The 12,838-nt window shown below is 42.3% G+C and carries 11 protein-coding genes and 2 tRNA genes; 8 read left to right on the forward strand and 5 right to left on the reverse strand.

All coding sequences use genetic code 11. The features are described from left to right. Positions 1-40: 40 nt before the first annotated feature. Positions 41-658, reverse strand: coding sequence for an imidazole glycerol phosphate synthase subunit HisH (gene hisH / locus P255_RS00550; protein WP_004898950.1), 618 nt, complete (start codon positions 656-658; stop codon positions 41-43). Beyond that, complete coding sequence (gene hisB, locus P255_RS00555; protein ID WP_004898951.1) at positions 658-1,251, reverse strand: imidazoleglycerol-phosphate dehydratase HisB; 594 nt, start codon at positions 1,249-1,251, stop codon at positions 658-660. Before hisB ends, hisH begins: the two co-directional genes overlap by 1 nt. An 89-nt stretch (positions 1,252-1,340) precedes the next feature. Here hisB and P255_RS00560 point away from each other — a divergent pair, with 89 nt between their 5' ends. The 6 genes from P255_RS00560 (at position 1,341) to P255_RS00585 (ending at position 5,341) form a co-directional block, all read left to right on the forward strand. Beyond that, positions 1,341-1,742: an acetyl-CoA sensor PanZ family protein gene (locus P255_RS00560; RefSeq protein WP_004898952.1), complete on the forward strand. Its 402-nt coding sequence runs from the start codon at positions 1,341-1,343 to the stop codon at positions 1,740-1,742. An 83-nt stretch (positions 1,743-1,825) separates the two neighbouring features. After that, positions 1,826-1,901, forward strand: a tRNA-Phe gene (locus P255_RS00565). Positions 1,902-2,029: 128 nt separating this feature from the next. After that, a tRNA-Phe gene (locus tag P255_RS00570) sits at positions 2,030-2,105 on the forward strand. 337 nt (positions 2,106-2,442) lie between these two features. After that, positions 2,443-2,790, forward strand: coding sequence for a cupredoxin domain-containing protein (locus P255_RS00575; protein ID WP_004898953.1), 348 nt, complete (start codon positions 2,443-2,445; stop codon positions 2,788-2,790). A 269-nt stretch (positions 2,791-3,059) separates the two neighbouring features. Next, positions 3,060-3,806 (forward strand): hypothetical protein, encoded by a 747-nt coding sequence (locus P255_RS00580; protein WP_004898954.1) that lies wholly within the window; start codon positions 3,060-3,062, stop codon positions 3,804-3,806. Between the two features lie 275 nt (positions 3,807-4,081). Next, complete coding sequence (locus P255_RS00585; RefSeq protein WP_004898955.1) at positions 4,082-5,341, forward strand: OmpP1/FadL family transporter; 1,260 nt, start codon at positions 4,082-4,084, stop codon at positions 5,339-5,341. Between the two features lie 253 nt (positions 5,342-5,594). On the opposite strand, the gene P255_RS00590 is transcribed toward P255_RS00585, so the two are convergent. From P255_RS00590 to ompR, 3 genes are all read right to left on the reverse strand, one after another. Continuing rightward, the gene (locus P255_RS00590; RefSeq protein WP_004898956.1) at positions 5,595-7,103 is read right to left on the reverse strand and encodes a succinyl-CoA:acetate CoA-transferase ScpC; all 1,509 of its coding nucleotides are present in this window, start codon (positions 7,101-7,103) and stop codon (positions 5,595-5,597) included. 268 nt (positions 7,104-7,371) lie between these two features. Continuing rightward, positions 7,372-8,784, reverse strand: coding sequence for an ATP-binding protein (locus tag P255_RS00595; protein ID WP_004898957.1), 1,413 nt, complete (start codon positions 8,782-8,784; stop codon positions 7,372-7,374). A gap of 15 nt (positions 8,785-8,799) precedes the next feature. Next, a complete protein-coding gene (gene ompR / locus P255_RS00600; protein WP_004898958.1) occupies positions 8,800-9,564 on the reverse strand; it encodes an osmolarity response regulator transcription factor OmpR in 765 nt (254 codons plus the stop codon). A 316-nt stretch (positions 9,565-9,880) separates the two neighbouring features. Here ompR and P255_RS00605 point away from each other — a divergent pair, with 316 nt between their 5' ends. Together P255_RS00605 and P255_RS00610 are read left to right on the forward strand one after the other, a co-directional pair. Continuing rightward, positions 9,881-12,235, forward strand: a complete 2,355-nt coding sequence (locus tag P255_RS00605; protein ID WP_004898959.1) for a Tex family protein — start codon at positions 9,881-9,883, stop codon at positions 12,233-12,235. A gap of 85 nt (positions 12,236-12,320) precedes the next feature. After that, positions 12,321-12,833, forward strand: coding sequence for a DinB family protein (locus P255_RS00610; protein ID WP_035365214.1), 513 nt, complete (start codon positions 12,321-12,323; stop codon positions 12,831-12,833). Positions 12,834-12,838 lie beyond the last annotated feature (5 nt).

The raw sequence follows: 12,838 nt of genomic DNA on the forward strand, positions 1-12,838 counted from the left end.
CCTATACACTATAGGTCGATTGATCTGTTTGATGAAGGGGTTAAATATCCCATTCCACAAAGTTTTTCAGTAATTGCAGACCTGCTGTATGGCTCTTTTCAGGGTGGAACTGTGTTGCAAACAGGTTGTCTTTTAAGATTGCGGTGCAGAACTCAATACCATAATCACAAGTTGCAGCAACCACGGCTTGATCTTTTGGTTCAACATAGTAGCTATGTACAAAGTAGAAGCGCGCATCTTGTTCGATGTTGTTCCACATTGGGTGGCTTGGGTCAAGCTGATGAACCTGATTCCAGCCCATGTGTGGCACTTTTAAGCCTTCGATTTTCGGGAAGTGTTTCACCACACCTTCAAAAATACCGAGTGCTTCACTGCCGCCATTTTCTTCTGAGCTTTCCAGTAAAGCCTGCATACCGACACAAATTGCCAAGACAGGTTTGTTGAATGCAGCGTTGCGAATCACTTCATCAATGCCTGCTTCGCACATACCCTGAATACAGTCACGCATTGCCCCGACACCAGGGAATACGATTTTATCGGCTTGTGCAATCAGCTTTGGATCATTGGTAACATCAACTGTTGCCCCGACATGCTCGAGTGCTTTAGCTGCCGAATGCAGGTTGCCCATGCCATAATCAAGTAAAGCGATACGGGTCATTACAGGCTCCCTTTGGTTGAAGCAATGCTGTCAGCAGCACGTGGATCAACTTCACATGCCATACGTAAAGCGCGTGCAAAGGCTTTAAATACGCTCTCAATCTGGTGGTGGCTGTTTTTGCCTTTCAGATTGTCAATGTGCAGCGTCATCAGTGCGTGATTGACAAAGCCTTGGAAAAACTCGGAGAATAAATCGACATCGAAAGTACCAATACGGGCGCGGGTAAATGGAATGTCCATAAACAATCCTGGACGACCCGAAATATCCACAACAACGCGTGACAAGGATTCATCTAGCGGCGCATAGAAATGCCCATAGCGGCGAATGCCTTTTTTGCTGCCAAGGGCTTGGGCAAATGCCTGACCGAGGGTAATGCCACAATCTTCAACGGTATGGTGATCATCAATTTCCAGATCGCCATCACAATGGATGTCGATGTCAAATAGACCATGGCGCTTGATTTGATCAATCATATGGTCTAAAAAGGGAACTCCAGTATTTAATGTGCCCTGACCCGTACCATCGAGGTTAACCCGAACTCGAATTTTGGTTTCGTTGGTATTTCTGACCACTTCACTGATACGTTGCGTCATAGACACATTCCTCAAAAACGTCAAATTTTGCGATAAAAATAGCTGTGATACTGAACACAGCATATTAATTTGCTCAGGAGGGTTAATCAATGCCTATTACCGTACATGCCTATACTTCGATTGCCGATGAAGATATACGCAATCAACTTGAGCGTTTATACGATACCAGCCCTGAATTTAGCGATGGGCAAGATGCAATTGATCAACTTGAACACAATCTTGCTCAGTATACCTTACTTTATACCGCAGAATTTAATAGCCGTATTATTGGTGCAATTTGGTGTACGGGGAGTGGGGATGAACGTACCTTGCAGTATATCGTGGTACACCCTGCCAACCGTGGACGCGGGGTTGCCGAGCGACTGGTTGCTGAAGTTTGTCGGATGGAACAGGATAAGCAGGTAGAGCATTTTATTCCAGGTTGCGGTGCCATTCATCGTTGCCTGATGCATTTGGGTAAACTACCTCTTATTCCAAGCACATTTAAATAGTGCTGGAAAAATATGCAAATATCATTTTTTTTAAATTTAACCCTTGACGCTTGATGCATTAAAGTGTTTAATACGCCCACATTGGCGCGATAGCTCAGTCGGTAGAGCAACGGATTGAAAATCCGTGTGTCCCCAGTTCGATCCTGGGTCCCGCCACCATGAATTTGTGTTTTCAATCCCTGATTCCTAATCAGGGATTTTTTTTGCTTAAAGCTTAGTCAAACGGGTTTAAAAACAAAATATTACGTTGACACTTTTATCAAGTTCAGGCTTAATACAAACCAATCGGCGCGATAGCTCAGTCGGTAGAGCAACGGATTGAAAATCCGTGTGTCCCCAGTTCGATCCTGGGTCCCGCCACCATATTCGAAAAACCCCAAACTATAAGTTTGGGGTTTTTTTATTTGGAAATGATTTAAAAGCTATAAGGTATTTATCTTTTCGCACTGCATATATAACAGTAAAATCTGTCTGTTTGATATTTTCACAGCTTAATTTTTATTTAAAAATTATTTATGCAAATTAAAAATATAAATTTTATTCAATAACCCATCAATACTGTTTGGCATCTCCTTTGTTTCAGGCTAGCTCGTCCATATGTCAAATAGTGAAGAATTCTCACTTGCGATTAGTATTAATTATCATTTATTATTGCGACAATTCTGATCTGTTTCATGTTCAATTGCTCAAGGTATCGCCAATGCGTACGAAATTTCTTGTAAAAAAATTGATTCTGAGTGCCTTACTCGTTTCTGCAGCAAGTGTGGTGCAAGTACATGCCGCTGATGCCGAGCAGTCTTTAGTGATTAAAAATCACCGTTTTGAACCTGAAGAAATTAAAGTTACAGCAAATCAACGGATTAAATTGAATGTCAGTAATCTGGATACCACACCAGAGGAATTTGAAAGTCATTCCTTGCACCGTGAAAAACGGATTCCAGCTGGAGCTACGGCGGTCATTTATATTGGCCCGTTAAAACCAGGTCGCTATGAATTTTTTGGCGAATTTAATCCTGAAACAGCACTGGGTGCAGTTGTTGCCAACTAATTAAAGGGTTGTTCATATTCGGAACAGAATGAACCGTTTTCAGGGCGATGCTAGAAGCGACCTTGTTTATCGGGATTGATTCGTAATGATTCTGTACTAGGCATGCGACTACATGGTGTGGTGAGCGATGAGGCAAGGTCAACCCTGATGCAGATCGTATTTGATTTAAGTTCAATCGCCGTAATTTGGTTTGCTGCCAAAAAATGAAGGCATTTGTTGCTACAGCGTAAACAGCTGGCTGTAGCCATCTCAAGGAAAAGGAAATAAAGATGTTATTTAACAAGGGTGTCTTTCAGGCAGGAGCACTATTGTGCCTGTTTTTAACAACAGCAGCTTATGCGGACCCTAGTGACTATGTGCGGACCCCGACGGTTGAGTACGGCGAACACGAAATTGATTTTAAAGCAGGTGTGCAACGTAATCGTGATAGCAGTTCGGAATCTGCTTATTCTATCGGTTATGGTTTTACGCCAACGCCATGGTGGTTTACAGAAGTGTATGCCAAGTATGCCAAACCAGCCGGTGAGTCTACCAAATTTGATGCTTGGGAATGGGAAAACCGCTTTCAGCTGACTGAGACAGGCAAGTATCCAGTCGATGTTGGTTTTTTACTTGAGGTAGAGCGTCCACAAGATCGCGCAGAAGGTTATGAACTGACTTATGGCCCGATGTTTCAGACATTATGGAATCAATATCAGTTCAACTTTAATGTATTGTTCCAGAGACATGTACATGCCAGTGAAGTTTTTGACACTGAATTACATTATCAGATGCAGGTAAAGCATTTGGGTAATACTGAAAAACTGGACTGGGGTGTGCAGGCTTTTGGTAATGTGGGGCAGTGGGATAACTGGCGCTCTTCTTCAAAGCAGGAATTTAAGATTGGCCCTGCATTGTTTGGCAAAATTAAAACAGGAACTAAACAGGCGATCAGCTGGAATACTGCATTGCTGGCTGGAACAAACAATGCGACACCAAACACGACCTTACGTTTGCAAATGGAATACGAATTCTAAAGTACTGTTGAAAATTTAACCTTGTACCCTTGTTGAAATATCAAAGCCTCAATCATGATTGGGGCTTCTGATTTTTTGTCTTGTTTATTCGGTTTAATTGATTCATTTTAAAATTTTTATTTTAAATTTGATCCAATGTGAAGCATGAATTTATAGCTGGGGCAGAGCTACTTTCTATATGATAAATAATGGAAAGCATCTTACTTTTTATTATAAAAATAGATATATAAAAAGAATATAATGTGTTGGTCTTAACTACTCTATATGCGTCCATCATGAAATTGAAGCCTCAATTCCTTGCTCTTGTAGCAACGCTTCCCTTCTTTGCAACCAATGCATTCGCAACCAATGGTTATTTCATGAATGCTTATAGTGTGACGTCACAAGGTAATTCTGGTACATCGATTGCTAACTTTCAGGACAGTTTAACCATTGCCAGCAACCCGGCAGGTCTTAGCTGGATAGGGCAACGTTTCGATGCTAGTGCGACTTTGTTTATGCCAGACCGTGAGGCCGATATTGTAGGGAATGGTGCAGGTGCAGATGGTCATTATGATGGGAACAGCCGCAAATCTTTTGTCATTCCGAGTTTTGGTTATAGCCATCCCGTGAATGATCAGTTGACCGCGGGGATTGCAGTTTATGGTAATGGTGGTATGGACACCAATTATAAAAAGAACCCATATGCTTCTTTTAATAATACAGGTAGTGCAGGGGTGAGTTTAAGTCAGTTATTTATTTCCCCAGCTCTTTCCTGGAAATATGCAGATAACCAGTCGATTGCACTGGCTGCCAATATTTTGTATCAACGTTTTCAGGCCAAAGGGATTGGTGGAGACGTGTTTGGTGGTTTTTCCCAAGATAAAAATGCCATGAGTAATCGTGGTAATGATGACTCAACGGGTGTTGGAGCACGTATTGGCTGGTCAGCCAAAGTTAATGATCGGCTGACTGTAGGGGCAACCTATGCTTCAAAAATTCACGCCAGCCGTTTTAAAAAGTACGAAGGTTTATTTGCTGAAAATGGCAGTTTTGATGTACCAGAAAATTATGGTGTGGGGCTGAACTATCAGTTGACGCCAACACTATCGGTTGCTGCTGATTATCAGCGTATTAATTATTCTGATGTTAAATCGGTGGGTAATCAGCTCGATGTTGCACAGGTGATGGCGGGGAATACTTTTGGAACAGCCAACGGGCCGGGTTTTGGCTGGAAAGATATTAATGTCTATAAGATTTCTGCAACTTATCAGGCATTGCCAAAACTGACTTTACGCGCGGGATATAGCTATAACGATCAGCCAGTACAGGCAAATCAGGCTTTTCTGAATATTTTGGCACCAGGCGTGGTACAGCAACATGTGAGTGTGGGCGCAACATGGAATATTGATCCTAAGCAGGAAGTCAGCCTTGCTTATACTCGTGCACTGGAAAAAACAGTGCATGGTTCAATTTCGCCAGCATTTGGTGGTGGACAAGCGAATTTGAGCATGGATCAGGACATTCTGGGTGTTTCATACGGTTTGAAATTCTAACTGTCCAGATTTTGACTTTAAATTCAACCCGGCATGTGCTGGGTTTTTTACATCACAATCGGGTCAAGCTGAACCTGGTTGAAGATCGGTAAAAGAATCTGCAAGCAGAGTGTAAATCTTGTCCAAGTTTTGGGTCTTGAGTGAAATGTGCGAGATTCTGTTCATGATATTCCCCAGCCAAGCTGTGCGATTTAGGGGCTTGTATTCAGCCATAAAAAAACGCCCAACTGGGCGTTTTTTTTGCAAGACATGATTAAGCGTTTGCTTCCTCTTGAATCAGCATCTGGCCAGTTTTTTTGAAGTTTACATGCCAAGACAATGCTTCTTCTAGAACATGTGGTGTTTGACCACCTTGTTCACATGCACGGTTGAAGTAGTCATTTAAAGCATCTTTGTAGGCTGGGTGTGCACAGTTGTCGATGATAGCACGCGCGCGTTCACGTGGAGCCAGACCACGAAGATCGGCAAGACCTTGCTCAGTCACTAAGATATCGACGTCATGGTTGGCATGGTCAACGTGAGATGCCATTGGTACTACAGAAGAGATCGCACCACCTTTTGCAATTGATTTGGTCACAAAGATTGCAATGTTTGCATTACGAGCGAAGTCACCTGAACCACCAATACCATTCATCATGTGAGTACCGCAAACGTGTGTTGAGTTCACGTTACCGTAAATGTCGAATTCAAGTGCAGTATTGATACCGATAATACCTAAACGACGCACGATTTCAGGAATGTTTGAAATTTCTTGTGGGCGAAGTACGAATTTGTCTTTGTAATGCGCCAAGTTGCCAAATACGCGGTTACCGCATTTTTCAGACAAGGTCATTGAACAGCCTGAAGCAAATGTCATTTTGCCAGCATCAATCAATTCAAAAGTACAGTCTTGCAATACTTCAGAATACATCACCAGATTTTCAAAGCTTGAGTGTTTAAAACCTGTCAATACTGCGTTGGCAATTGAACCAATCCCTGCTTGTAGAGGTCCCAAATTGTTTGGTAAACGACCTGCAGCAACTTCTTTTTCAAAGAATTCGATCAAGTGGTTTGCAATTGCCTGAGTTTCTTCATCTGGGTCAGTTACGGTAGATGGAGAGTCTGGAGTGTCATTGAAGACAATAGCAGCAATTTTGGCAGGATCAACATCAATACCCGTAGTACCAATGCGCTGTTCAGAATAAGTTAAAGGAATTGGTTCACGGTTTGGACGTGCTGAAGGGATGTAGATATCGTGTACGCCTTCAAAATCAGTACTTACAGAAGTATTGATTTCAACAATCACTTTGTCGGCATATTCTACAAAGCTTGCAGAGTTACCTACAGAGGTTGTTGGAATGATGCTGCCTGTTTCAGTAATAGCAACGGCTTCAATAACTGCGATTTCTGGACGTTTAATTTGGTCACCGCGCATTTGTTCAACAGTTTCAGACAAATGCTGGTCAATAAACATGACTTGACCATTATTAATGGCTTTACGTAGTGTATTGTCTACTTGGAATGGCATACGGCGAGCTAAAACACCCGCTTCGGTTAACTGTTTGTCTAGGTCGTTTCCTAAACTTGCCCCAGTTACCAGGCTAATTTTTAATGGATTTGTCTTTGCGCGCTTCACTAAAGCCAAAGGTACGGCTTTAGCTTCACCAGCACGAGTAAAACCGCTCATCCCTACTGTCATACCATCCTGAATTAGTTCTGCTGCTTGCTCGGCTGAAATGACTTTGTCATGTAATGAAGCTAAGCGAATACGATCTAATGACATGTTCTACTCTCAAAAAAAATGGATTTTTAAGTTATGCAGAGGCGATTCTACCCTCTGGTCAGGTAATTTTCATGCTTGTTAGGCTAAGGTCTAATTTTTAAAATAAATATGAATATCAAGTAAATAAATGAATTTTAAGTCATTGAAAACAGTTGTTTTATTGAAAATAAATCAAACCTTTGTCTAAATAAAAAATGATGAATAAATAATCATTTTATTTCAGGGTTGCAATGCTTTTTCCCAGATGTTCAAAAGAGGGGTTGATCTTTTATGATTTTTCAGCTTTAGCAACAGGCAACAAAATAATCGCTTCAAACCCACCTTCAACACGATTACGCAAAATCAGTTCACCCTGATGAATATCAACAATGCGTTTCACAATTGCCAGACCCAGACCACTGCCCTGAATGGTACGGGCACTATCGCCACGTACAAAAGGTTGCATCAATTCCTCGATTTGATCGGCAGGAATACCTTCACCATGATCCGCTACGCAAATCTTGATTTTGTCGGTATCAACACTGGCTGAAAGTTCAATCGGTTCTGCACCATAGCGTTTGGAGTTATTGATTAAATTCCCGATCAGACGTTTGAGTGATAAGCTTCGTGCTGGAATAATAGGCAATGGTTGTGGCGTAAAGCGAATATCCAGAGGTTTAAACTGTACGACTAACTCTTGCAGTAAGGTATTGATATCGGTATCAGAAAGTTCTTCATCTGACCCATCTCGCATATAGGAAATGAACTGATTTAAAATCGCATCCATATCTTCAACGTCATAAATCAATCCATCACGCAAAAATTCATCGGGTAGCATTTCGGCAGTCAGACGGATACGGGTCAGGGGAGTGCGTAAGTCATGTGAAATACCCGCTAGCATAATCCGACGGTCTTTCTCGATTTGCTCAAGCGTGTAGATCATATGATTAAATGCCTGGTTGACTTCCCGAATTTCTAATGGGCCGTGATTGGTGGCTAAAAATGGGGCTTTACCTGTTTTACTGTAGCTGTTGGCTGCATTTTGCAGGCGCTTCAGTGGGCGGTTGAGCTGACGTACCAGAGTTAAAATAATAATCGCAGATAAAATAGGGACACCAAAAAACCACCCTAAAATCAGCTCTAAACTATAGTTTGCGTAATTTTTTAAAGGTTCACGAATCCATCCACCATGCATGCTTGGAGTTTGTACCCAAATACTTGGCGTGGGTTTGAATTTAAAAAAGACTGTAACGTCTTTGGGATCTGCATTAATCGCACTTGCCAGACTTTGTTTAATGCTGTCGGTAAAAAAGTCAGCGATTGGTTTATCGACAATCGCTGGGCGCTTGCTGTCATCAGTCATGAACTCAACACCTAAACGTTGATTGAGCCATGTATCGACAGGGATTTCTTTGCCGTTGTTTATAATTTTAAAATTGGGATTGTGAATAATCTCGGATTCAATCGCCAGATAACCCGCGTGTTGTTGGAGTTCAGGCAAGTATAAGGTACGCCAAATAAACCATAACGACATAAACAAGCTAAAACACACCACAAAAGTCACAAGAACTGTGGTGCGCAGTGCAGCCGAACGCGGTTTTAGTTTGTCTAAAAAACGTTCAAATTGGGTTCGTGGTTTGGCATAGTAACCCGAAGAATCGAGAACAATATTATTCTTCGGGTTATTTGGTTCAGCTGTCACGTAAGACCGCCCTAATTATTCAGCACCATCTGGAACAAACACATAACCGACGCCCCAAACGGTTTGAATATAGCGGGCACGTGCTGGATTATCTTCAATCAAACGACGTAAGCGAGAAACCTGTACGTCAATTGAACGTTCCATTGCACCCCATTCACGACCACGGGCAAGGTTCATGAGCTTGTCACGGGTCAACGGTTCACGCGGATGCTGTACCAGTGCTTTAAGGACAGCAAACTCACCTGTGGTTAAGGTGACCACTTGACCTTCACGAGTCAAGGTGCGAGTCGATAAGTCGAGTGACCAAGGGCCAAAACTCACCACCTCCATATGCTGGCTTGGTGCACCAGGCACTTCACGTACTTGGCGACGTAAAATAGCGCGGATACGTGCAAGCAATTCATTTGGGTTAAATGGCTTTGGCAAATAGTCATCTGCACCTGCATCTAGACCAGAGATACGATCAGAATCGCTACCACGTGCAGTTAGCATAATGATTGGTGTATCAATATTGGACTGGCGTAAACGACGGCAGATACTTAAACCATCTTCTACAGGCAGCATGAAATCGAGCACAATTAACGAAAACAACTCTCGTTGTAACAGGCGATCCATTTGAGTGGCATCGTGAGCAGTTTTCACGACAAAGCCTTTATCTTCTAAAAAGCGTTGCAACAGAGTACGAAGACGGACGTCATCATCTACGACCAAAATTCGTTCAACGCGATCGGTGTCGTGAAGTGCGACATCTTTATTGTCAGCAGGTACCACTAAACTCATGAAGTGCTCCCTTGATTATCATTTATATAATAGTCGATGCTTTGAGTATAATGCTTTCATAATGCTTATGGCTATGTATTAATTTGCTCAAATTAACAAATATATACAGTCGTCTGAGTTATTTTACCTAAATTTTATTCAATTGATTTTATTCAGCTCTTTTTGCCAAATATAACTCATATTAAGAACGGAAAAACCAAGAAACAACTGAATGATGATGATAATTTTAGTTTTTCGGCATAATTTCTGTAGATTTTACGAGCATGGTCTTTATAATCACTGCTTTTAGTTCTTATTCCTTATGGGATCAAACACGATGACTGACCTCGTTCAGCAGTTGGCAAGCGAGCTTGCCGTACGTCCGAACCAAGTAGAAGCTGCGATTCGCTTAATTGATGAAGGTGCAAGTGTTCCGTTTATTGCCCGCTACCGTAAAGAAGTCACCCAAGGCTTAGACGATACACAACTACGTCAGCTCGATACGCGCTTGAGTTATTTGCGTGATCTCTACGAGCGTCGTGAAAAAGTAATTCAATCATTACAAGAACAAAACAAGCTCAATGATGATTTATTGGCACGCGTCAATGCCGCAGACACCAAAAATGCGCTTGAAGAAATTTATGCACCATACCGCCCAAAACGCACCAGCAAATCGTTTAAAGCGCGAGAGGCTGGTTTAGGTGATGCGGCAGAGAAAATCTTGACTGAACAAATTGAGCCAACGGCTGCAGTCGCAGGTTTTGAACATGCCGATTATCCAGATGTCGACAGCCAGCTTGATGCGATTCAGCACATTATTATTGATGACTGGGCACAAAATATTGCGCTGACCACAGAATTGAAGGCGCTATTTGCAAAAACTGCCATTTTAAAAAGTGCAGTGGCTTCTGATGAGAAAAAAGAAGTTGGCAAAAAGTTCCGCGACTACTTCGAATTTTCAGAAAATCTCAACAAAGTTCCATCGCATCGTTTACTGGCCATGTTACGTGGTCGTCAAGAAAATGTCTTGGGCTTGAAAGTCGATGGTCAAGATGATGCAGCATTGGCACGTATCGAAACCGAATACAATCTGGATCAAATCCAGCCACAAACACGCCAAGATTTCTTAAAGCAAACTGCGAAATTATTCTGGCTGGGTAAAATTCGTCCACAAATCGAACATTCTTTACTGACAGAAAAACGTTTGGCGGCTGAAGCTGAGGCGATGAATGTCTTTGCTGAAAACTTACGCCACTTGTTGTTGTCTGCACCAGCAGGAGCACGTTGTACTTTGGGTGTTGACCCTGGTATCCGTACAGGCGTGAAATTGGCTGTTGTAAACCAGTCAGGCGATGTAGTTGCACACAGTACGATTTATCCATTTGCACCAAAAGAAGATAAAGCAGGTTCAATTGCCGAGTTGGCACGCCTTTGCCGTGAACATCAGGTTGAACTGATTGCGATTGGTAACGGTACAGCAAGTCGTGAAACCGAAGCTGTAGTTGCTGAAATGATGGCGCAAAATACTGATCTTCAATTGACGCGTATTACTGTCAGTGAAGCAGGTGCATCCGTCTATTCGGCAAGTGAGCTTGCATCACAAGAATTGCCTGAACTTGATGTTTCGATTCGTGGTGCGGTGTCAATTGCCCGCCGTTTACAAGATCCACTTGCTGAGCTTGTGAAAATCGATCCAAAATCGATTGGTGTAGGTCAGTACCAGCACGATGTCAACCAGACTGGTTTGGCAAAAACGCTGGATGCTGTGGTTGAAGATTGTGTGAACGCAGTGGGTGTTGATGTGAACACTGCATCAGCGGCAATTTTGGGTTATATCGCGGGTCTAAACAAAGCAATTGCTCAGCAAATCGTTGAATATCGTAAAGAACATGGCCGTTTTGATACACGTCATGCATTGAAAAAAGTACCACGTTTGGGCGAGCGTACTTTTGAACAGGCGGCGGGTTTCTTGCGTATTCAAGATGGTTCTGAGCCTTTAGATGCTTCTGCAGTTCACCCTGAAAGTTATGGCTTGGTTGAAAAAATTGTGGCTGCGAAAGCAACGACAGTGAAAGATATCATTGGCAATACTGAAATTATTCGTCAGGTCGATGCGGATCAATTTGTTGATGAACAGTTTGGTTTACCAACGATCAAAGACGTCTTGGCTGAGCTTGAAAAACCAGGTCGTGATCCACGTCCAGAATTCCGCACAGCCAAGTTCCGTGAAGATATTACCGAAGTCGCTCAGTTGACAGAAGGCATGGAACTTGAAGGCGTTGTGACAAACGTAACTAATTTTGGCGCGTTTGTAGATATCGGTGTGCATCATGATGGTTTAGTGCATATTTCTGAATTGGCAAATGAATTTGTTTCTGACCCACATAAAGTGGTGAAACCAGGTCAAATCGTCAAAGTCCGTGTAATTCAGGTCGATGCAGAACGTCATCGTGTGAATTTGAGTATGCGCCCTGAAGGATCGCAAGCACCAGCGAAAGCACAGCGTCAACCACGTCGTGAAAATGCTGCGGAGCAAGCGGATCGTAAACCAAAACGCCCACAATCACGCCCTCAAGGTGAGCGCCCACAACGTCAAGGTGGTCAAAAACCTCAAAACCATAAACCACAAGAGCAAAAAATTGGTGGTTTAGGTGCGTTGTTGCTACAAGCAGGAATTAAAGGTTCAAAATAATTTGAACTGATGAAACCTCCCTTCGGGGAGGTTTTTTTATGACTTACAATTAGAAAAAGATTGAGAAAATAAGGCAATAACAATGATCAATTTAGAAAGCTTGCAGTTATTGGCACGTTATAATATTTGGGCAACGACCAAATTAAGCCAGTCTTTAGCGGATGTGACGGATGCTGATTTTTATCGGGATAGTGGCTTATTTTTTCAAAGTATTTTTGGAACATTGAATCATCTTTTGCTGGGTGAACATGAATTGTGGTTTCCACGTTTTGCAAAAGGATATTCGCCAACGCTTCAACTCAATAGCATTGTTGAACAGAATCGGCATGTTTTAATTCAGACATTACAAGAAAAGGCATTGAGTTGGATCACATTTTTAAATGTGCTAGATCCACAGGATTTGGCAGGAAATTTAAATTATCAAACATCGGCAGGGCAGCCAAAGTCATTACCATATGCAGCAACTTTGGTACATGTGTTTAATCATGGCACGCATCATCGAGGGCAAATCAGCGCAGCATTGACAGCGATGGGCTATGCTTGCCCTGAGTTGGATTTGGTGTATATGTTGGTTGAAGAGCAGCAGAATTTACAATAAAAATT

It is taken from the genome of Acinetobacter brisouii CIP 110357 (assembly GCF_000488275.1).
Lineage (GTDB): Bacteria > Pseudomonadota > Gammaproteobacteria > Pseudomonadales > Moraxellaceae > Acinetobacter > Acinetobacter brisouii.